Origin of the sequence: Arsukibacterium tuosuense (assembly GCF_900215315.1) — a bacterium.
GTDB lineage: Bacteria > Pseudomonadota > Gammaproteobacteria > Enterobacterales > Alteromonadaceae > Alishewanella > Alishewanella tuosuense.
This window is the reverse complement of the sequence record NZ_OBEB01000005.1, coordinates 210,125-232,551: the sequence shown is the minus strand read 5'-3', so window position 1 is coordinate 232,551 and position 22,427 is coordinate 210,125. Positions and strand designations below refer to the sequence as shown.

At 51.6% G+C, this 22,427-nt stretch carries 16 protein-coding genes; 14 read left to right on the top strand and 2 right to left on the bottom strand.

What is annotated here, in order from left to right; translation table 11 throughout:
• Positions 1-2: 2 nt before the first annotated feature.
• Together CRO03_RS11915 and CRO03_RS11910 are read right to left on the bottom strand one after the other, a co-directional pair.
• Positions 3-2,489, bottom strand: a complete 2,487-nt coding sequence (locus CRO03_RS11915) for a glycoside hydrolase family 88 protein (protein ID WP_097111849.1) — start codon at positions 2,487-2,489, stop codon at positions 3-5.
• A gap of 174 nt (positions 2,490-2,663) precedes the next feature.
• Positions 2,664-5,435, bottom strand: coding sequence for a TonB-dependent receptor (locus tag CRO03_RS11910; protein WP_097111848.1), 2,772 nt, complete (start codon positions 5,433-5,435; stop codon positions 2,664-2,666).
• Positions 5,436-5,855: 420 nt separating this feature from the next.
• Here CRO03_RS11910 and kduD point away from each other — a divergent pair, with 420 nt between their 5' ends.
• The 14 genes from kduD to CRO03_RS11835 all read left to right on the top strand — a co-directional run bounded on the left by kduD (position 5,856) and on the right by CRO03_RS11835 (position 22,407).
• A complete protein-coding gene (gene kduD / locus CRO03_RS11900) occupies positions 5,856-6,614 on the top strand; it encodes a 2-dehydro-3-deoxy-D-gluconate 5-dehydrogenase KduD (protein WP_097111846.1) in 759 nt (252 codons plus the stop codon).
• Positions 6,615-6,642: 28 nt separating this feature from the next.
• Positions 6,643-7,485, top strand: coding sequence for a 5-dehydro-4-deoxy-D-glucuronate isomerase (kduI, locus tag CRO03_RS11895; protein ID WP_097111983.1), 843 nt, complete (start codon positions 6,643-6,645; stop codon positions 7,483-7,485).
• A gap of 92 nt (positions 7,486-7,577) precedes the next feature.
• On the top strand, positions 7,578-8,588 hold the full coding sequence (locus CRO03_RS11890) for a TRAP transporter substrate-binding protein (protein WP_097111845.1): 1,011 nt from the start codon (positions 7,578-7,580) through the stop codon (positions 8,586-8,588).
• Positions 8,581-9,081, top strand: a complete 501-nt coding sequence (locus tag CRO03_RS11885) for a TRAP transporter small permease (protein ID WP_097111844.1) — start codon at positions 8,581-8,583, stop codon at positions 9,079-9,081. The genes CRO03_RS11890 and CRO03_RS11885 overlap by 8 nt, the downstream gene beginning before the upstream one ends.
• Positions 9,081-10,376 carry a TRAP transporter large permease gene (locus CRO03_RS11880; RefSeq protein ID WP_097111843.1) on the top strand — a complete coding sequence of 432 codons (1,296 nt, stop codon included), beginning with the start codon at positions 9,081-9,083 and terminating at the stop codon, positions 10,374-10,376. Before CRO03_RS11885 ends, CRO03_RS11880 begins: the two co-directional genes overlap by 1 nt.
• Before the next feature lie 42 nt (positions 10,377-10,418).
• Positions 10,419-11,204, top strand: a complete 786-nt coding sequence (locus tag CRO03_RS11875) for an IclR family transcriptional regulator (RefSeq protein WP_097111842.1) — start codon at positions 10,419-10,421, stop codon at positions 11,202-11,204.
• A 10-nt stretch (positions 11,205-11,214) separates the two neighbouring features.
• Positions 11,215-12,255 carry a LacI family DNA-binding transcriptional regulator gene (locus CRO03_RS11870; RefSeq protein WP_097111982.1) on the top strand — a complete coding sequence of 347 codons (1,041 nt, stop codon included), beginning with the start codon at positions 11,215-11,217 and terminating at the stop codon, positions 12,253-12,255.
• Positions 12,256-12,514: 259 nt separating this feature from the next.
• Positions 12,515-13,882, top strand: coding sequence for a glycoside hydrolase family 28 protein (locus CRO03_RS11865; RefSeq protein ID WP_212682409.1), 1,368 nt, complete (start codon positions 12,515-12,517; stop codon positions 13,880-13,882).
• A gap of 58 nt (positions 13,883-13,940) precedes the next feature.
• Entirely contained in the window at positions 13,941-15,497 is a 1,557-nt protein-coding gene (locus CRO03_RS11860) for a UxaA family hydrolase (RefSeq protein WP_097111840.1), read from the top strand.
• A gap of 96 nt (positions 15,498-15,593) precedes the next feature.
• Positions 15,594-17,027 carry a glucuronate isomerase gene (gene uxaC / locus CRO03_RS11855; protein ID WP_097111839.1) on the top strand — a complete coding sequence of 478 codons (1,434 nt, stop codon included), beginning with the start codon at positions 15,594-15,596 and terminating at the stop codon, positions 17,025-17,027.
• A 219-nt stretch (positions 17,028-17,246) separates the two neighbouring features.
• Positions 17,247-18,713: a mannitol dehydrogenase family protein gene (locus CRO03_RS11850; protein WP_097111838.1), complete on the top strand. Its 1,467-nt coding sequence runs from the start codon at positions 17,247-17,249 to the stop codon at positions 18,711-18,713.
• Entirely contained in the window at positions 18,713-19,384 is a 672-nt protein-coding gene (gene eda / locus CRO03_RS11845; protein ID WP_097111837.1) for a bifunctional 4-hydroxy-2-oxoglutarate aldolase/2-dehydro-3-deoxy-phosphogluconate aldolase, read from the top strand. Before CRO03_RS11850 ends, eda begins: the two co-directional genes overlap by 1 nt.
• Before the next feature lie 10 nt (positions 19,385-19,394).
• A complete protein-coding gene (locus CRO03_RS11840) occupies positions 19,395-20,351 on the top strand; it encodes a sugar kinase (RefSeq protein WP_097111836.1) in 957 nt (318 codons plus the stop codon).
• A gap of 442 nt (positions 20,352-20,793) precedes the next feature.
• Positions 20,794-22,407 carry an NADP-dependent glyceraldehyde-3-phosphate dehydrogenase gene (locus CRO03_RS11835; protein ID WP_097111835.1) on the top strand — a complete coding sequence of 538 codons (1,614 nt, stop codon included), beginning with the start codon at positions 20,794-20,796 and terminating at the stop codon, positions 22,405-22,407.
• Positions 22,408-22,427 lie beyond the last annotated feature (20 nt).

Below are 22,427 nucleotides of genomic sequence, written 5' to 3'. Positions count from 1 at the left end.
GGTTATTCCTTAGCGCTGTTCAGTAGTTTGGCTATTTGTACCCCGGCCATAATAAAGGGGCCATTAGCCTTAGCATCGTTTCTGAACAGTGGTTCGCTCATATAATAGTCATAACTGCCATCACGGCCAAAACCCAGGCCCGCGACCTGCACGGTATTAACCAGGCTGACGCTGTCATCCGGGTGTACCAGAATAAACTCATCGACCAGACCTTTGAAAGCCTTCACCGCCGTCTCCTTATAACGGGCATCGAGATAGCCATTGTTAACACCTTTAGCAAAAAAATAGGTAAACATGCTGCTGGCAGATGACTCTAAATAGTTGCCTGGCGCGTCTGGCTTATCGAGGATCTGATACCAGGTGCCGCTTGCCGGATCCTGCACCTTTACCAGTGCTTCGGCTAACTCCGCTGCCATATCTAACAGCGGTTGTCGCAGTTCAGTTTCCTGCTCTGGAATAATCTCCAGCACATCTACCAGTGCCATGGCCAGCCAGCCTAAGCCCCGGCCCCAGAATTGACTGGCCAGGCCGGTTTCTTTATCTGCCCAATTTTGCTCTTTTGCTTCATCCCAGGCGTGATAATACAGGCCGGTAGTGGGGTCACGCAGCTTGTCACGGCTGATGGTGAATTCTTTTACTACTTCGTCGAAAGCATGGCCCTGCTCAAATGCTTTGCTGTAACTGGCCAGAAAGGGCATCCCCATATAAACGCCATCCAGCCACAGCTGATGTGGGTATATTTTTTTATGCCAGAACGCGCCTTCGCTGGTACGCGGGTGCTCCGCAAGCTGTTGCCGTAATAAATCCAGGGCCTGCTTGTATTGAGGCTTGGGGTCGCGCTGATATTTACGCAACAACATATTGCCGGTGTTTAAACTGTCGATATTGTAATTGCTGACTTTATAGGTGCGGATATCGCCATCTTCCGTAACAAATGAGTCGATAACGTCAGTCAGAACCTGCTGCCACTCCGGGTTTGGCCTTAGTTTCAGTAAGTCGTCATAGGCTTGCAGTTGCAGACCAGTGGTATATTCCCATTTGCTCGGGCGTTTGCGCTCGTAATCCCAGCCACCATAGGCATAAAAGGGGGTTTGCCGGGTCATTTCGCTTTGCGCTAACCGCTCACTCCAGTTTAGCGCCACTTCAGCGGTCAGCGGGCCGGCTTTCTGAGTTGCGCCCAAGGTAGTTTTCAGGGTTTGTCTTGGGGTTAACGTTAGCATTTCAGCTTGTTGCTCCAGGTATTGGACAAACTCTGCTTCGCTGCTAATTCCAGCGGGTTCACCGTCCCAGGCGGCCAGAAAGTAATATTCCAGTTCGGTACCTGCCGGACGCATTACTGCCACATGGCTGTTATTGTCTTCAGTCTGGTTTAGCAACTGGCCGCGTTTAAACAGCAGCGCCATACCCAGCTTGCTGTCGGGTGCCGACAGGCTCTGGTTACCCCAGGTGGCAATATAGGTCCAGGCATGGCCGGTAATATTAACAGTACCTTGCAGTAGTTTGGTGTCAGGTAGTTTGACCAGGCCGATGGCAATATTTTCAAGCGGCTCAGATAAATTAAGCCGGGTGTTGACCAGGCGGGAGCCGGCGGTCATGCTTAAATCGGCCGTGAGATCGACAGTTTTACCGGCAATCTGCCAGTCTTTGTAGTGAATTTGCAACGCGGAGTATAAAGGGCCATTTTCAATGACTTTAGCCGTGTGCTGGCCGACTTCAGAGACCAGCTGTACCTGCTCACCATCCCAGTAACCATAGCCACCGGCGCCCAGCGATTTACCCACTTTTAAAATATCCATGCCCCAGTCGGCCAACTCGTGGTAAGACTGATAACCATCCTGGCCGACATCTTGCAGCACCAGCTCAGACGTCTTTTTACCAAAAATATCAAAGCCATTGCGCCAGTCCAGGTAAATCCGGTAACCGACTTTATCTGACTCAATACCCGGGCCTTCATAGCGGATCCATTCTGAATGATCGGTATACTGAGCAGGCGGTGTCAGCTCGCTAACATTCTGAAAGCTGCCGCCACTGTATTTTGCGTCCTGCCACTCGCCACCCACCTTATGTGATATCTCAGCCTGAGTACGTGCCGGCCAGTTACTTTGGTTAGACAAGGCTGGGTCATCGCTGATTGTCAGGCTTTGCCGGCTTGCTGCAGCTACATCCAGCTGGACAAACAACGTATCAGCCTGACCGTCGCCACTGCGGTCAATTTGTTGCGATGGGATGGCCTTGCCATCAACCGTTGCTACCAGCGTGCTGGCCTCTGCTGCCAGCAAACCTAAATCAGCAAAGGGCAGATACAGGGTTTCAGTGCGGGCAAAAGCAGACGGATTGGCTACCTGAAGGCTGGCAACGGCATTGACTGAACCTGCAGCGTTTTTGCTATCAGTTGCAGATTGCTTTGCGGTTGATGGCACAGACGGGTTACAGCCCGCCAATACTGCCAGAGCCACAGCAGCCAATGTATATCGAATACGCTTGTTCACAATAAAATACCTGTTAATAAACTTGGAGTTCCGTCAGAAAAATCGGGCCGTCCCTGGCTCGCGAAGGTATTAAGCAACATTAACACCTGTGACAGTACCACCTGTGACAGTACCACCGGGGCAAGGTTTGTCGCTGGGAGAAAAAAGCAGGCCATTAAGGCCTGCTACTAAGCGTCAGAACTTATACTGGGCGCCCAGATAATACTGACGGCCGGTACCATGGTAGTAAGTTAAGCGATTACCGCTCGAATCTACCCACTGATCGTCAACCTCATCAGTTAAATTAAGCGCTTCAAAGCTCACTTTCCACTGATCGGTCAGCTGGTACGACAGGGCTGCATCGATATTGCGGGTTGCATTGGTTCCTTCCATATCGTTGTTGTTACGTCCCAGCGCATTGGTTAAGTATCTGTCACGGTAGGCCATTGACACCCGGGCACTGAATTTTTCATCTTCATAGTACAGGGTAGCGCTATGGGTATTTTGTGATAGACCCTGCAAATCACGGGTGGCCAGGATCACGCCATCACGGTCTACGTAGTCCAGCTGGGCTTTAACATAGGTAAAGTTACCGATAAAACCAAAGCGATCCCAGAATTCCGGCAGGAAGCTAAATGGCATCTGATACTGAATTTCAAAACCGTACAAATCACCACCAGGACCATTTAACGGCGTATTAGTTTGCCATTCATCATTCTCAGTACAGCCCGTTGCGGCACCATAACCCGGGCCGGCATTACAAGCATCAATGGCAGCCTGAATAGGCAAGCCGGTTTCAGTAAAGGGTTTGGTTTCGCGCAGGCCCTGCACGTAACTGTCTATATCTTTACGGAACACAGCAACACCCAACAGCGATTCATTGTCAAAGTACAGTTCCAGGCCTAAGTCATAGGTTTTGGCTTTAGTCGGCTCCAGCGTCGGGTTACCGCCGCTGACGCTGCGGGCACCGCCTGACACAGACACAGACACATTTGGCCGGATGCTGGCAAGACCTGCCCGGGCCATGACTTCGGCATAGCCAAAGCGAACAACAACATCATCCATGGGTTCAAATACTAGATTTAACGATGGCAGGAACTCATTGTAGTCATGCTCTGCCGTCACCAGTTCCGGCGTACCACCCACGGTGGCCCATGCCGTTGAAGACTGATCGGTGCGGACATAACGGCCACCGACATCACCGCGGATAACGGTATTACCGACTTCAGTATCAAAAGCCAGTTGCAGGTAAGCGCCTAAGGTTTCTTCCTCTGCAGAGTAGTTATCTACCCGGCGAAAATCGGTGCTGACTTCAAAATCACCGGTATTGCTGTAAATATTATAGCGGGCGTCGATTGCGGCTAAATCAGGGATTAGCCAGGGACCTTGCGAACCCAGACCGGAATCGTAGCTGGCAATTAAATCCGGCGTCATCTCTATACCGGCAGTATTCTCTGATTGACGCCGTGCTTCACGGGTTTCAAATTCAAAGGTTTTATAATGCAAACCACCGCGTAAGGTCAGGCTGTCACTCAGTGCATATTCAAGATTAACGGCGGCATTATCAAAGGTGTTTTCTGCGCCCAGCGGCCGTAAGCGCACGCTGTTAGTTGCCCAGCCGGTCGGGTCGTAGATAGGCGCACCAAACAACAGCTCAGGCGCATCGCGTTTAGCACCTCGATAATCGTAGCTGAAGTCGACGCCACGCTTTTCCATAACAATGGTTGTTTGCACCGGGTTATCAAACTCTGACTTGGCGCGGCCAATCATACCGTCAATTTTTAAATCATCAGTTAGTTGATGCTGCGCCGACAAGGTGAATTGCAAAAAGTCGGTAGATAACTCGTCGTAACGGTTTTCATTGCGTACCACGGCATTTTCAAACGAGGCATAGGTAACGGTGTTGGTGCTATCTACTTCATAATCGAGCACATTCATCGCTGCGCCAATGGCGTTATTATTTAAAATGCCCTGGGTGAACACTTCGTTACGGCTGGAATCATCTTTAGAATACAGAATATCCAGATTAAAGCGGGTTTCCATGGTCGGCCGGTACTCAAAGGCTGCTGCCGCGCCGGTCCGTTTTACGTTGTGGGTGTAGGAATCGTAACGCGGTAAGCGTGGCCGGAAAGCATCGTTAATTGCCTGCAGTTCAGGCGCATCAGCACTACCCTGATAACTGCCAAAATCATTGGTATTATCCCAGCGCACGGTACTGGCGCCTTCGTCGATCACATTGCGCTCAGAGAACGCTGCTGAGATTAAATAACCAAAGGTGCTGTCTTCGTTAATATTGCTGAATAAGAAAGAGGCCTTCGGGTCTACTTCTTCCGACAAATCGTTGTAGCCCGCCTGAACATTGGCGGCAAACGTCATAGCGTCATAATCAAATGGCCGGGCGGTGCGCAGGTCTACTGTGGCACCCAGTGAGCCTTCTTCAATATTGGCTGAAGCGGTTTTACGCACAGTCAATTCACTGAACAAATCAGACGAAAAGGTATTAAAATCAAAACCACGGCCACGGTTAGCGCCGCCTACGGCGTCAGTACCGCCACTGGTTGACTGTGCTTCCATACCGTTAATCCGTACCCGGGTAAAATCCGGGCCTAAACCACGAACGGAGATTTGCCGGCCTTCGCCAGCGACCCGGCTAATAGCCACCCCGGGCAGGCGTTGCAGTGACTCCGCTAAGTTAAGATCAGGAAAGTCAGCAATATCTTCCGCTTTAATGGTGTCGGTGGCACCGGTTGCATAACGCTTCTGATTCAGTGCACTGGCCAGGCTGTCGCGGAAGCTACCGGTTACCGTAATCACTTCAATCTCTTGTTCCTGCGCCTGTTCAGGAGTGGTTTCAGCTGTTTGCTGTGCTAATAACGCCGGTGACGCGCTAAGCAGCGTTGCCATTCCAGCCAGTGTCAGAGCCCTTACCAGTTTGGTAGGGCGAAATTGCGTGTTGCGATAAGCCATGTGTGTTCACCTCGTCCTGATTTGTCTTGTTATCATAGCCTGAGTCATGCCCGGCATTTTTTCGATTTTGTCAGGAGCAAAACAGATTGCTGCCTGTTGATTTGTTTGTTTACCAATTCGTTTCTATACTGAGTTAACGCTTTGTCTACCGGTGGCAAAAAAAGCTTGCAATTTTATGCCACCGATGGCAAAAAGCTAACACCATCAACTAAAATCTGTCAATTAATGCTTTAAACAAAATCAGCTTAAATTGTAACAAAAGGCTGTCAGATTGAATTAAGTTGTTGTATTTAAATAAGTATTTTGGTTGTTTTATTTTTTGCGCTGTTCCATATATGAACAATTTAGCGCTGGCAATCAGCAAAAGCACACGGGCAAATAGCAACCTTATATCTGTTAATTTTAAAATTGGAGGCAGCGATGACAGCATTATTTTCCCTGACGGGGCAACGGGCACTGGTAACCGGGGCCAGCCGTGGTTTAGGCCAGGCGATAGCTGTGGCACTGGCCGGGGCGGGCGCTGAACTGATTTGTACCAGTTCCGCAGCCGGCGGTTGTCAGGAGACGGTGCAAAAAATAGTTGCTGCTGGCGGTAAGGCCACCGCGCTGGCTGCTGATTTAAGCGATGAACAGGCTGTTGAGCAATTAGCAAAAGACGCCATGACAATCGGCCAGATAGATATTCTGGTTAATTGTGGCGGTACTATTTTCCGGGCACCGGCCCATCAGTTTCCAATGAGTGAGTGGCATAAAGTCATAGCGGTAAATTTAGATGCGGCTTTTTTGCTGAGTCAGCGGCTGGGAGCCGAGATGATAGCGCGCAAACAAGGCAAAATTATTAATATCGCCTCGATGCTGTCGTACAGCGGTGGCATCACAGTACCGGCTTATACGGCAAGTAAACACGCTATTGCCGGGGTAACTAAAGCGCTTGCTAATGAATGGGCACATCACAATATTCAGGTAAACGCGATAGCCCCGGGTTATTTTCGCACCGACAATACCGCGGCATTGCAAGCCGACACTGAGCGTAATGCCGCCATTACCGCCCGTATTCCGGCTGCACGCTGGGGCGAGCCGGAAGATTTAGCCGGCGCAGCGGTATTTCTGGCATCTGCTGCCAGCGATTACGTCAACGGCCATGTGCTGGCTGTCGATGGCGGCTGGCTGGCCCGCTGAATTCTTAACAAATTTTTATGAGGTTACTATGACAACAATATATGAAAGCCGTTACCCGACTCATCCGGACGACGTGAAACACTACGATACTGACGAGCTGCGCCAGCATTTTCTGGTCGATAATCTGATGCAGGCTGACAAACTGGTGCTGTGTTACACCCATTACGAGCGGGTGATCGTCGGCAGTGCGGTGCCGGTGGCGGGCCCGGTGCAACTGGCGGCACCAGAGCAGTTAAAGGCCGAGTATTTTTTAAAACGGCGTGAACTTGGCATTATTAATGTCGGCGGAACCGGTACGGTCAGCGTCGATGGCGAGCGTTACCAGTTAAAGAACACTGAAGCGCTTTATATTGGCATGGGTGCACGCGACGTCAGCTTTCACAGCGCTGACGCAGGTAAGCCGGCGAAGTTCTATTTAAACTCCGCGCCTGCGCACCATGCTTTTCCTACCAAACATCTGACCATGGATAATTGCACCGTACTGCAGATGGGCTCGCTGGAAACCTCGAACGAGCGGGCTATTCACCAGCTAATGATTAACGATGTGGTGGAAACCTGTCAGCTGCAGATGGGCTTAACGGTGCTTAAGCCAGGCAGTGTCTGGAATACTATGCCAGCGCATCAGCATGACCGGCGGATGGAAGCCTATTTTTATTTTAACCTTGAAAGTGAGCAACGGGTTTGTCATTTCATGGGCCAGCCCCAGGAAACCCGGCATATCTGGGTAGCAAACGAGCAAGCAGTGGTGTCACCAGCCTGGTCTATCCACAGTGGCTGTGGTACCAGCAATTATGCCTTTATCTGGGGTATGGCGGGTGAGAACCTTGATTATCACGATATGGATAAATTCCCGGCCAGCGCGATGAAATAAATGCGACAGCTGCAGTATCGCTGCAGCACTATTTTTATTGAGTAAGGCATGCAGTAAGACATGCCATGCTTGGCAACAGGGCAGGACGAGATATGAAGAAAATTACCCGCCAGGCCACCACGGGCCTGTTGCTGCTGGCCAGTATCTGGCTTAGTGGCTGTCAGCCGCAGCAGGAGCACGTGACGTTGCGCCTGGCGCATACCCTCGATCAGGAGCATGTGGTGCATAAAGCCATGGTGTTAATGGGCGAGCGGTTGCAGCACTATTCAGATGGCAGTATGCAGGTAGAAATATACAGCGGCGGCCAGCTGGGCAATGAACGCGAACTGATAGAGTTGCTGCAAATCGGCAGCTTAGCCATGACCAAAGTGTCGGCCAGCTCGGTGGAGAGCTTTGTACCGCAAATGCGCGTGTTTAGTGTACCTTATATTTTTAACGACAACGCCCACCTGTGGCGGGTGTTGGAAAGCCCGACCGGCCAGCAGTTATTAACGGATCTTGAGCCTGCCCGCTTGCGTGGCCTGGGTTATTATGATGCCGGCAGTCGCAGTTTCTATTCAACCAATACCGAAATTAACAGCCCGGCCGATTTACGCGGTAAGAAATTCCGGGTACTGGCCAGCCAGACTGCGGTGAAAATGGTAGAGGCCTTAGGGGGCGCGGCGACACCGGTGGACTGGGGTGAGCTCTACACAGCATTGCAGCAAGGGGTGGTAGACGGCGCAGAGAATAACCCGCCCAGTTTTTATTTATCCCGTCATTATGAGCTGAGTAAGTATTACACCCTGGATGAACATACTGCCGTGCCCGATGTGATGATAGTCAGTCTGGCGGTGTGGCAGGGCTTAACCAGCCAACAACAGCAATGGTTGCAACAGGCTGCGGACGATTCAGTGGTGTATCAGCGTGAGGCCTGGGCCGAAGCATCAGAGCAGGCGCTGGCAGCAGTAAAAGCCGCCGGGGTGAAAGTAATTTACCCCGATAAACAACCCTTTCGCGACGCAGTAAAGCCGTTTCATCAGAGTTTACAGCAAACAGAAATTGGCCCGGTGCTGCAGCAAATTGCCGCCTTAGCCGAAAAGTCGGAGGCAGCAAATGATTAAGTTAATGCAGCTTATTGATAACGCCTTAAAATGGTTTCTGGCTTTTCTGATGGCGACTATTGTGCTGGTCGTGTGCTGGCAGGTGGTATCACGCTTTGTGCTCAATGCTCCCAGTTCAATGACCGAAGAGCTGTCACGTACCTTACTGATCTGGATAGGCATGATAGGCGCTGCTTTTGCGTATCGCACTGGCGTGCACCTGGGGCTGGATATTGTTACCCAGAAATTCAGCCCGGCGGGACGACGCCGGGTAGCGTTTGTGCTGACTGCCGCTGTGGCATCGTTTGCGGTAGCGGTAATGGTAGTCGGTGGTGGCAATCTGGTAAGGCTGACCTATGAGCTGAATCAGATGTCGGCGGCGCTGGATATTAAAATGGCTTATATCTATCTGGCCATTCCGTTATCCGGGGTGCTGATAGCATTTTACGGGGTATGTCAGCTGTATGCGCTGGCCACTAACCAAAGCCTGCCGGTTGTGAAGGGAGTACACTGATGGAATTAGCCATTTTAGTTTTATTACTGGTATTTTTTGGCTTATTGCTGTTAAACGTACCTATCTCATTTTGTATTGGCCTGGCCACTCTTGCCACTATTTTGCTCAGTGTCGATTTTATGCCGGCTGTGACTACCATGGCCCAGCGGATGGCCGGGGGTATTAACAGTTTTGCCTTACTGGCTATCCCGTTCTTTATCTTGTCGGGGCTTATTATGGGCCGCGGTGGCATTGCCAAGCGCTTAATTGAGTGCGCAATGGCACTGATCGGTATGCTACCCGGTGGCTTAGCGCTGGTAAACGTGGTGTCCTGTATGTTTTTCGGGGCCATTTCCGGCTCGGCAGTCGCCGCAACCTCGGCCATTGGCAGTTTTATGCTGCCGGAAATGAAAAAGCAGGGTTACGACGTCAATTACAGCGCGGCGGTGACCGCAGCAGCTGCCACCACCGGCATGTTAATCCCGCCCAGTAATATTTTAATTGTGTACGCCATTGCCAGCGGCGGGGTATCGATAGCCGCATTGTTTATTGCCGGCTACCTGCCGGGTATTTTGTTGGGTATCTCATTAATGATTGTCTGTGCTGGCTACGCCAAAATAAAGGGCTATCCGGTCGGCGCCCGGCTACCATTTAAACTGGTGGTGCAAAAAATTGCTGCCGCTGTGCCCAGTTTATTTATGATCTTTCTGGTTATCGGCGGCATCATCAGTGGCATTTTTACCGCCACTGAAGCGGGTGCTATAGCCGTGGTGTATTCGCTTATTTTAGCGGTGGGGATATACCGTGAAGTGAAAACTTCTGAGCTGCCGGCAGTACTGATGAAAGCGGCGGAAACAACGGCTATTGTTATGGCACTGATTGCCACCTCATCAGCCATGTCATGGATTTTGTCTTATGAGCAAATTCCGCAGGCGATTAGTGCGGCTATGCTGACCATAAGTGAAAACCCGTTACTGATTTTGCTGATGATTAACCTGATCTTATTGCTGGTAGGAGCCTTTATGGACATGACCCCGGCAGTACTGATTTTCACCCCGATATTTTTGCCGGTTGCAGTAGAGCTTGGCATGAGCCCACTGCATTTTGGCATTATGATGGTGCTTAACTTGTCAATCGGCCTGGTGTCCCCACCGGTGGGTAGCGTGTTGTTTGTCAGTTGCGCCATTGCCAAAACCCGGATAGAGGCCATTATTAAACCGCTGATGCCGCTGTACTTAGCGATGTTTGTGGTGCTGATGCTGGTGACTTATATTCCGGCGATCAGTGAATGGTTGCCAGCGCAGTTTGGGTTTTAACAGCATTGGCTCTTATATCATTAACAGGGCAGGAGAGAACTGATGGTAAGTTATGTTATTCCTAATCTGGCCAATGCCTGTCGTATTATCAGCCTGGTCAGCGAGTCAGAGCAGGGGCTGAGTTTAACAGAGCTGGAACAGCGCCTGGCGTTGCCGCGCACTACCGCGTTTCGGATATTGCAAACCCTTTGCCAGGAGAAAGTGCTGGCAAAACAAGGTAAACGCTATCAGGTTGGCGCCCAGTTGTTTAAGCTGGGCTTAAATGTGCTGAGCTCACAACGTCTGTCGCAACAGGCGCAGCCTTGTCTGCAGCGACTGGCATTGAAAACGGGCTTAAGTTGTCATTTAGCATTGCCGCATGCCACAGGCGCCCTGTTGGTTGAAGTATGCGACAGCCCTAACCCGCTGCGCCTGGCGGCCAGACCGGGCACGGTCGCGGCTTTTAACTGCTCGGCAGCTGGCAAAGTATTTTTAGCACATCATCACCTGGATCAGCTGGACGAGCTGGCTGCAGCCGGGCTTTTTGTCAGTCGCACTAAGCGCAGCCTGACTGAACCGGCTCAATTATATAGCGAATTACAGCGGGTACTGGCCCGGGGTTATGCTGGCGATGAAATGGAATATCACAATGATGTGCGCTGTCTGGCGGCGCCGGTTCGTAACGAACACGGCCAGGTGGTGGCGGCCGTTGGCGCTACCGGGCCGCTGGCGGTGTTTGGCAAACAGCCAATCACTGCTATCATTGCAGCCTTAAAACAAACTGCTATTGATATTGCACTCAGCACCTACCGGCCGCAACTGCTGGCCAGTAACGTCAGTGGTCATTAAGATGAGAAGTATGCAAAAACAAGCCACCATAAATGACGTCGCCCGGATTGCCGGGGTGTCAAAACGCACGGTCTCCAGGGTTATTAACGGCTCACTCAGTGTTGGCGACGGTACCCGCTTGCGGGTAGAAAAGGTCATCAGCGATTTAAAGTACTCGCCGAACACCCAGGCGCGGGGCTTAGCATCCAGCCGTTCATATCTGCTGGGGCTGATTTACGATAATCCCGATGCTTTGTATCTGGACGACGTCCAGCGCGGGGTGCTGGAGGTGTGCTCTAACCTCGGCTACGAGCTGGTAGTGCACCCGTGTCGTTATCGCAGCGAATCGCTGGTGCAGGACTGTCTGCGCTTTATGCAGCGCTCAAAACTGGATGGGGTGATTGTGCTGCCGCCGGTGTCGGAGTCTGAAAGTCTGGCCCAGGCATTAAAAGACTCAGGCAGCCCTTATGTTCGGCTAAGCTCAGTGGCGCTGGACGAACCTAAACATATCGTGGTGTCGGATGACAGAGCCGCGGCTGCTGAAATGGCGCGCTATTTTGCCCAGCTTGGCCATGAAAAAATTGCCTTTATCAGCGGACCGCAACGTTACAAGTCATCGACCGAGCGGATGGAAGGGTTCCAGTTAGGTTTATCTGCTTACGGTATTAAAATTAAGCCGGAGCAGATCATCGAGGGCAATAACACCTATGAGACGGGAATAGAATGCGCCCGCCATATTTTACAAGGTACTGACCGACCTACTGCTATTTTCGCCAATAATGACCAGATGGCCGCCGGTGTGCTGAAAGTAGCGCATACCATGGGCATTAAAGTGCCAGAACAATTATCGGTTGCCGGTTTCGATGACAACATGCTGGCCTCGCGGGTGATCCCGGCACTGACCACCATTCGCCGGCCGGTGCGGCAGATGGCCTTACTGGCCACCAGTAAAATGATTATGTCGATTGAAAATAACGACAAAGCGGCCAGCAATGTTGCGGCTAAAGTAGCGCCAACCCTGGTCGTGCGCGAATCTACGGCCCGGGTTGCAACCTTCTCACCAGACGAATAATTTAGGCTGAAGCATTCGCTCAGATCGCCGGTTCCGATTTTTTTGCTACCGATGGCAAAAAAAATGGCGTTTTGCTTGCCACCGGTGGCAAATTGGTTATTATATCTGTAGCAGCGTGATAGGCAGCCTGTTTATATGACTACCGTCATGGCAAAAAAAGGAGAAACAGATGATAAATTCGCGTAAGCGCCTACACTTGAAAACCCTTGGTCTGGCAAGCGCCAGCCTGTCATTATTATCTCTGCAGGGGTGTTCAGGTATGGCTTTATCAGCTGCTGACAGACAAAATGACAATGTTGCAAGCGCCGACGAAAAACAGTGGCAACAAGCCGATGCCATTATTGCCGGCATAGCCCCAACTGAGTTTCCGGCACGTGACTTTCTAATTACCAGCTATGGGGCGAAAGCTGACAAGGGTTTTGACAATACCAGCGCCATTAAAGCGGCGATTGCAGCCTGCAACAGTGCGGGCGGCGGCCGGGTCGTGGTGCCAATGGGGCGTTTTGAAACCGGTGCTGTTCATTTATTGTCTAATGTCAATTTACACCTGCAGCAAAATGCCGTGTTGTCATTCTACACCGACGCCAAACATTATCTGCCTTACGTGATGACCCGCTGGGAAGGCGTGGAATTAATGGGCTACTCGCCACTTATATATGCTTTTGAGCAGCAGAATATTGCAGTTACCGGCGAAGGTATTTTAGAAGGCAATGGCTCCAACAGCCAGTGGTGGCCGTGGAAGGGCGATTGGGAACGGCGTAGCTGGGATTACGATGCGAGGGTTGATCAGGCATTGACCCGTGCGCCATTGTTTGAGATGGCGGAGCGCGGCGCACCAGTCAGTGAGCGGGTATTTGCGCAAAACTTTTTGCGGCCTCCGTTTATTCAGCCTTATGGTTGTAAAAGAGTATTAATTGACGGCGTTACCATTCGCAATTCACCGTTCTGGTTAATTAACCCGGTGTTGTCGGAAGATGTAGTGGTGCGCAATGTTAACTTTATCAGTTATGGCCCGAACTCTGATGGTTGTAACCCCGAGTCGTGCAACCGGGTATTAATTGAAAACTGCCTGTTCGATACCGGTGATGATTGTATTGCCCTTAAGTCAGGCCGCAATAATGATGGCCGCCGCCTGGCAACGCCGGTGCAAAATGTGGTGATTCAGGACTGCGTAATGCGTGCCGGCCATGGTGGCGTGGTGCTGGGCAGTGAAATATCTGGTGGCGCCCGTAATATTTTTGCCAGGCGCTGCCGGATGAGCAGCCCCAACCTGGCCCGTGGCATCCGGATTAAAACCAATTCGGTACGTGGTGGCCTGATTGAAAATATTTATATCCGTGATATTGAAATTGGCGAAGTGAAAGACGCCATCGTGATTAACTTCTTCTATGAAGAAGGCGACGCCGGCCAGTTTATGCCGCAGGTGAAAAACTTACACATCAGTAATTTGCAGGTGAAAAAAGCCGAGCGTGCCTTTGTACTCCGGGGTTTTGAACGAGCACCCATAAACGGCGTGAGTTTGCATAATGTTCATTTTAAGCAAACTGACAGTTTAGGCATCCTGGAAAATGTGGCGCAGTTGGACCAAGTTGATTTAACGCTAAATGGTCAGGAATTAAAATTGTGATCGCAATTTTTTTATAGATATTTTGCCACCGCTAGACAAAACAGAGATAGGCTGAATTATGAGCACAGAACAAAAACCAGGTTGTAGCGTTACGTTAAATGCCCTGGCCGATCCGGGCGAGCAGTTAACCCTGCTCCAGGTGCACCCGCGCGACAATGTGTTAGTGGCATTGCAACCGCTGGCCGCTGGCACCACTCTGGCTGCGCCTTATCAGCATATCAGTGCTAAACAAGACGTACCGGCCGGCCATAAAGTGGCCCTGACGACCATTGCCAAAGGCGAGCCGGTAATTAAATACGGCTTCGCCATTGGTGCAGCCACTACTGATATCGCAGTAGGGGAACATATTCATTCGCATAATCTGGCTACCTTGTTAAGCGGACAGGTTGATTATCGTTTTGATGGCTGTCAGGCACCAAAGCTGAGTTTTCCGGCAAGCTTGCCAACCGAATTTATGGGTTACCGGCGGGCCAATGGCAAGGTCGGTACCCGCAACGAGTTGTGGATCATTAATACGGTAGGCTGCGTTAACCGCGCCGCGATGCGGGTTGCTGAGCAGGCGGGTAAGTTATATGGCGATGAGATAGACGGCATTCACGCCTTTACTCATCCGTTTGGCTGCTCGCAGCTGGGCGACGATTTAGCCAATACCCGCACCTTGCTGGCGGGGTTAATTCAACACCCTAATGCCGGTGGCGTGCTGGTAATGGGCCTGGGTTGTGAGAACAATCAGTTAAGTAAACTGCTGGCAGCCAGCCCGGGTGTCGATCACAGTCGCATTCGCTCATTTAATGCCCAGCAGGTAGAAGATGAAATAGAACAGGGCCTGGAAGCCGTTGCCGAGTTAGTGGCACAAATGCGCAACGACAAGCGCACGGCCTGCCCGGTGTCTGATTTAGTAGTTGGCATGAAATGCGGCGGCTCTGATGGCTTAAGCGGCTTAACCGCTAACCCGTTAGTGGGCCGGATTGCTGATTTAGTGGCAGCCGCCAACGGCAAGGTGGTGCTAACCGAAACCCCCGAAATGTTTGGCGCCGAGCAGGTATTTATGGCCCGTGCGGCCAACGAGCAGGTGTTTGGCGATATCGTTACTCTGGTTAACGACTTTAAACAGTACTTTATCGATAACAAGCAACCAGTGTATGAGAACCCGAGCCCGGGCAATAAAGATGGCGGCTTGACAACCTTAGAAGAAAAATCACTTGGTGCGATTCAGAAGGGGGGTTCAGCCATAGTAAAACAGGTTATTCGTTACGGTGAAATGGCCAGCCAAAGTGGCTTAACCTTACTGGAAGGCCCTGGCAATGATGCGGTTTCCTCCACGGCATTAACTGCCGCCGGTGCGACCCTGCTGTTATTTACCACAGGCCGTGGCACACCGCTTGGTTTTCCGGCACCTACCGTAAAAATTTCCTCCAACTCGGCGCTGGCCGGGCGTAAACCGCAGTGGATTGATTATGACGCGGGCGGTTTACTGAAAAAGGACCAGGACGCGACCGAATTCAGCCAGCAGTTTTTCAGTTACCTGCTGGAGGTGGCGTCGGGTAAAACTACCCGCAATGAACAAACCGACAATCGCGAAATCGCCATCTGGAAAAACGGCGTGACGTTATAAAAAGTGACGTTATAAAAAGCGACGCTATAACAGCCTAGTTAACTCAGCCCTGGCGGGGCCAAAACGACATTGATAACAGTGAAACAGGATTTGAATATGACAGAGAAAAAACCGGTACAGCCATTAGAACTTCATCCCGACAGGTTATTTCCGTCAGATCCTGTGCAGCGGGATATCGCCAGGCGGCTGTATCAGCATGTTAAAAACTTACCGATCGTCAGCCCACATGGCCATACCGACCCGAGTTGGTTTGCCGATAACGCCAACTTTGACAATGCTACCGCGCTATTGCTGCTGCCGGATCACTATGTATTCCGCATGCTATACAGCCAGGGCATTAAGTTGGAACAGCTGGGTATTCGCCGTAAAGATGGTGCCGTGGTGGAAACAGATTACCGGAAAATTTTCCAGATCTTTGCCAGGCATTACTATCTGTTTCGTGGCACGCCGTCACGTATCTGGCTCGACAGCGTGTTTTCGGAAGTATTCGGCTTGGCAGACAGTTTGTGCGAGCAAACGGCTGATCACTACTACGACAGCATTAACGAACAGCTGGCCAAGCCAGAATTTAAGCCGCGCGCCTTGCTGGACCGCTTTAACATCGAACTGATTGCGACTACTGAAGGTGCGTTAAATGACTTAAAACACCACGCCAAACTTAAAGGCAGTGGTTACGAGCATAAAGTGATTACCACCTTTCGGCCGGATGATGTGGTTGACGCCGACCGCGCTGATTTTGCTGCCAATGTGGCGAAACTGGGCGAGCTGACCGGTGAAGATACCCAAAGCTGGCAGGGGTACCTGGCTGCACTGCGTCAGCGCCGGGCCTTTTTCCGTGAGCATGGCGCCACCGCCACCGATCATGGTCACCCGACTGCGATTACTGCCGATTTAAACGAAAGTGACGCAGCAGCCTTGTTTGCACGTTGCCTGGCTGGCGATGCCAGTAGCGCTGATGCCGAGCTATTCCGTGGCCAGATGCTGACCGAAATGGCTGGCATGAGCCTGCAAGATGGCATGACCATGCAAATTCATCCGGGTGCCCACCGCAACCATAACAAAGTGATTTTTGAGCGCTTTGGCCCGGATAAAGGGGCCGATATTCCGAGCCCAACCGAGTTTGTCAGCAACTTAAAGCCGTTGCTGCAAAAATATGGCAACGAAGCGGGCCTGAATATTATTTTATTTACCCTGGACGAAACCACTTACGCCCGCGAGTTAGCACCGTTGGCTGGCCATTACCCGGCATTAAAACTGGGCCCGGCCTGGTGGTTCCACGACAGCCCGGAAGGTATGTTGCGGTTCCGGCATCAGGTGACGGAAACCGCCGGTTTTTACAATACCGTTGGCTTTAACGACGATACCCGGGCCTTTTTATCGATACCGGCCCGGCACGATGTAGCGCGGCGAATTGACTGTCGCTTCCTGGCTGGTTTAGTGGCGGAGCACCGGTTAACAGAAGCCGAAGCCCATGAGCTGGCGTATGAGCTGACGTATGGCTTAGTGAAAAAAGCGTACCAGTTGAACTAACTGGCTTTGTGAAAGTTACACCAATATCGCAAGCGCAGCTCAGTAGCAGCGAATAACGCTTTGTGAAATTTACACCGATATTGCAAGCGCAGCTCAGTAACAGCTAAACAAAGCGTCTGCCGCATGGATGCGGCAGAGGAGCCCCCACGGATGGGTTTACGGCGTCTTTGTGTGCTGTTACTGAGTGGAGCCAACACTGCACAATAAGCAGGAATAACCATGAAACAACTAAACAATCAAACCCTGGCCAGCCTGAACGGCAAACTGCCTATTCCAGCTTACAGGTTGGCAGAGCAACAGCCAAAAATTGGCATAGTCCATATTGGCCCCGGCGCATTTTTCCGTGGCCATCAGGCCTGGTATACCGAGCAGGCCCTGCAATTTGGCGGCGACTGGGCCATTAGTGCCGTGTCGATGCGCTCACCAGACGTTAGCCAGGCGTTAAGCCCGCAAGATGGTCTTTATACGCTGGCGGTGCTGGATGCCGAGCAAAGCTATCAGGTTATTGGTTCAGTAGCGGAAGTATTGATTGCCAGCGAACAATATCAGCAAGTACAGGCCCGCTTAACGGCCGCCAGCACCAAATATGTGACGCTAACCATTACTGAAAAAGGCTACTGCCTGAATAATGCCGGTAAACTGGATTTAAAGCACCCGCAAATTCAACAGGACTTAACCGGCACCTCGCAGCCCATAACTGCTGTTGGCATGTTATTCAGCGCGCTTGCCGCGCGCTATCAGGCCAATATTGCGCCCTTTTGCGTTGTAAGTTGTGACAACCTGACCGACAACGGTCATAAGCTGCGCGGCGCTATTATTGCTTATGCTGAGCAGAAAAATGCAACAGTCGCCAACTGGCTGGCGCAGCAACTTATTTGTCCCTGCACCATGGTCGACAGTATTACCCCGGCCACCGACGATGCCCTGCGTGCGCAGGTGACAGAGGTGCTGAATTTAACCGACAATTGGCCAATTAAACGCGAGGCCTTTGTACAGTGGGTTATCGAAGATATTTTACCCGCCGACCGCCCGGCCTGGCAGCAAGCCGGAGTCATTTACGCCCAGGATGTTAGCGCATTTGAAAAAGCCAAACTGCGGCTGTTAAATGCGCCGCACTCCACCCTGGCCTATGTTGGCAGTCTGCTCGGCTACGAAACTGTGTTTGATGCCATGCAGGACCCGCAACTGGTTGACTTTATTGAGCAAATGATTACTGACGAGCTGATACCCTCGTTTAAAGCGCCGGCAGAGCTGGATGTAAAGCAGTACAGCCAGGATATTTTAGCGCGCTTTCGTAACCCGGCTATCCGCCATTTACTCTCGCAAATTGCCTGGGACGGCTCGCAAAAATTGCCAATGCGGGTATTGCCTGCCATCAGCGATAACTTAGCTAAAGGCCAGCCCATTGCCAAACTGGCCTATGCCATTGCCGCCTGGTGCCGTTTTATTGTTAAGCGTTATAACGATAACGAAAAACTGGTCGACCCTTTGGCCGAGCCATTGCTGGCCGTTGCGGCGCAGTGCAGCGGTAAAGCGCAGATTGACGTGCCGTTATTTCTGGCAGTCGATGCCGTGTTCCCGCCCGGGCTTAGCCTAAACCCTGAATTTCAACAGGCAGTCGTTGCTGCCTATCACCAAATTGTTACCCGCCAGGCACTGCCTGCGGCCGCTGCAGGAGCGCGTTAATGTCATCTTTACCTGTTACACATTTACCGGCGTTATTGTCATCTGTGGTCAAAGGCCCGGCATTGCTGCCTATTATTCAGGCTGATACCCCGGCTGAGGCCGTTAATATTGCCAAAGCACTGAGTGCCGGCGGTATTGGCTCAGTGGAAGTGGTACTGCGTACCACGGAGGCGCTGGCTGGCATTACTGCTATCCGTAAGGCATTACCTGAATTGCTGGTTGGTGCTGGTACTATTTTATCTGCAAGTGACGCCACTGCTGCCAAAAACGCCGGTGCCCAGTTTCTGGTCAGTCCGGCCAGTACGCCAAAATTACTGGAAGCGATGATCGACTGCGGTCTGCCATTTGCGCCAGGCGTGGCTACCCCATCAGAAATAGCGATGGCGTTTGAATATGGTCTTACTGAAGTGAAGTTTTTCCCGGCGCATTTATCCGGTGGCATTGACATGCTAAAGGCGCTAAGCAGCATTTTTCAGCAGGTGCAGTTTTGCCCTACCGGTGGTATTGGCCAGCATAATCTGGCGGATTTTCTGGCACTGCCGAATGTGTTTGTAGCAGGTGGCTCCTGGTTAACCCCAGCTGCTATGGTTAAAGCCGGGCAGTGGCAGCAAATAAGCCAGCTGGCGGCACAGGCCACCGCTATTGCCAATAAACTAAAAGCCGCCGCCTGAGGAGCATCGAATGACAAAACGTATCGTTATTATGGGCGAGTGCATGGTCGAGCTGTTTCAGCTGGTCGACAATGTTTATCACCAGAATTTTGCCGGCGATGTGTTTAATACCGCCGTCTACTTAAAACGCACCTGTGAGGTGCCATTAGACGTGCAGTTTTTCACTGCAGTGGGCATCGACCGGATCAGTGACAAGCTGGTACGGGCGGTAGAGCGGGAAAAAATTGATACCAAACTGATGTTGCGCAGTAAAACCGCCCGGCCTGGCTTGTACATGATTAACACCGATGCCTTTGGCGAGCGCAGTTTTGTTTACTGGCGTGACAGCTCAGCGGCCAAGCAGGTGGTGCAATGCTTTATGGCGCAAAGCAATTACGAAGCGCTCAAAGGCTGCGATATGTTTTATTTTTCAGGTATTACCCTGGCGATTTTATCGGATGCCGACCGCACTACGTTATTTACCCTGATAGAGCAGTTAAAGCAGGATGGCAGCCAGATCGTGTTCGATCCCAACTACCGGCCTGCGCTATGGCCCAACGCCGATACTGCCAAAGCGGCTATTTTACAGGCTTACCGTTTGGCCGACGTGGCCTTGCCGGGGCTGGATGACCACAAAGCACTGTTTGATGCCGAGCGTACCGACCAGGTGGTGGAGCATTTAACTGAGCTGGGGGTCACTGAAATTATTGTTAAAGACGGCAAAAACGGCATTAACGGCCGCTTTAAACAAGAGTGTTTTAGCGCTATGGCCCACCCGGTGAAGAAAGTGGTGGACACCACCGCAGCTGGCGATTCTTTTAATGGCGGTTACTTAGCCGCCCGCTTGGGCGGCATTGCCCCACAGCAGGCAGTAAAGTTTGCCGCCCGCCTGGCAGGTTTTGTGGTTGAGCATACCGGCGCCATTGTCAGTAAAGAGCATTTTAATGGCTTCTGGGCGAAGCACCGGCCATCTAGTTTTGTGAAGTGAGCTAGCACCATTAGTTGAGTTGTGTGCGGTGACGCCGCAATAAAGCACGCAGACACGCCGTAAACCCATCCGTGGGGGCTCTGTTACAAACTTCATCCATGAAGTTTGCCCGATGGGCCAGCGGAGCTGTTCAAATTCGTTCCAGACGAATTTGTCCGCATCCAAGCGGGAGACGGTCTGCTTAGCTTTTTCCGGCATCACTTCGAACGATTGGTGTGTCGTCGAACTATCAAAGCGAAGCAGCTAAGGGTATAGCAAAGCGTCTGCCGCAGGGAAGCGGCAGAGGAGTCTACAGGGAAGTATTCACGACGTCTTTGCGTTCCCTTAGCTGTGAAGCCTGCCACCACAATTGAACAACAAAGATCCGGCGAAAAGCCGGACAAGCGATACATCTGACCCTGACTAACAACCAAGGCAATTTTATTGTTAGAAGGAGTAAAGCATGAGTTTAGCAACACTGTTTCCGCAAGCAGCCGATATTCCGGCCCAGTTTGCCCACAATGCGCTGATCACCCAGCGTGAATACCTGATTAATGGCGAACTGTTAAGCTGGGCCGGTGAGCTAAGCCCGGTGCTGAGTCCGGTGCATATTCGCGATGGCGACAGCTTAACCCAGGTGTTACTGGGCCATACGCCATTACTGGACGAACAGGCCGCATTAGCTGCTTTGGATTCCGCCGTTAAAGCCTACAACTTAGGCCGTGGCGCCTGGCCCAGCATGCCCGTGCTGGAGCGAATACAGCATGTTGAAAAGTTTCTGGGGTTAATGCAGTTGCAGCGCGACGAAGTGGTGCGACTGCTGATGTGGGAAATTGGCAAACCTTATGCCGATGCCGCCAAAGAATTTGACCGCACCTGCGATTACATTCGCGACACCATTGCCGCTTTAAAACAGCAAGACCGCGATGCCAGCCACTTTATTATTGAGCAGGGCAGCTTAGGCAAAATTCGCCGTGTACCGGTTGGCGTAGCGCTTTGTATGGGGCCTTTTAACTACCCGCTAAATGAAACCTTCACCACCCTTATTCCGGCGTTGATTATGGGTAATACCGTGATTTTTAAACCTGCCAAATATGGCGTACTGCTGATTCAGCCATTACTGCAGGCTTTTTTACAAAGCTTTCCGGCCGGGGTCATTAATATTATTTACGGCCGCGGCCGCGAAACTGTGGGCGCGCTGATGGCCAGTGGCAAAATCGATGTCTTTGCCTTTATCGGCACCAATAAAGGCGCCAGTGATTTAAAACGGATGCACCCCAAGCCACACCGGCTGCGTGCAGTATTAGGCCTGGACGCAAAGAACCCGGCCATCGTGTTGGCCGATGCTGAGATGAACCGCACCGTTAAAGAATGTGTGGCCGGCAGCTTATCGTTTAATGGCCAGCGCTGCACGGCGTTAAAAATTCTGTTTGTACAACGTAGCATTGCTGATGAGTTTGTCAGCAAATTAACCGCAGCAGTCAGCGCGCTGACTGCTGGTATGCCGTGGCAGACCGGCGTAACCATCACGCCATTGCCTGAGCCCGGTAAAACCGGCTTTTTAACTGAGTTATTGCAAGATGCGCTCAGTAAAGGCGCCAAACTGCAAAACCCGGGCGGTGGCAGCAGCGTGGCATCGTTTTTTCAGCCGGCGGTGCTGTATCCGGTTAGCAGCGACATGCGCTTGTACGCTGAGGAGCAATTCGGGCCGCTGGTGCCGGTGGTGCCGTTTGATGATATCAGCGAAGTTATTGACTATGTGGTTAACTCCAACTTTGGTCAGCAGCTGAGTATTTTTGGCCAGAACCCGCAGCAGGTCGGCGAGCTGGTAGATATCTTCGCTAACCAGGTGGGAAGGATCAATATTAACAGCCAGTGTCAGCGCGGGCCTGATAGCTTTCCGTTTAACGGCCGCAAAGACTCCGCCGAAGGCACCTTATCGGTAGTCGATGCGCTGCGCCAGTTCTCGACTCCAAGCCTGGTGGCTGCTAAGTATCAGGATGGCGACGTCGATTTTGTCAAACAAATGGTCAAAGCCCGCAGCTCGAACTTTTTAGCGACGGATTTTTTGTTTTGAGCAGCCGCGGCTTTCGCTTA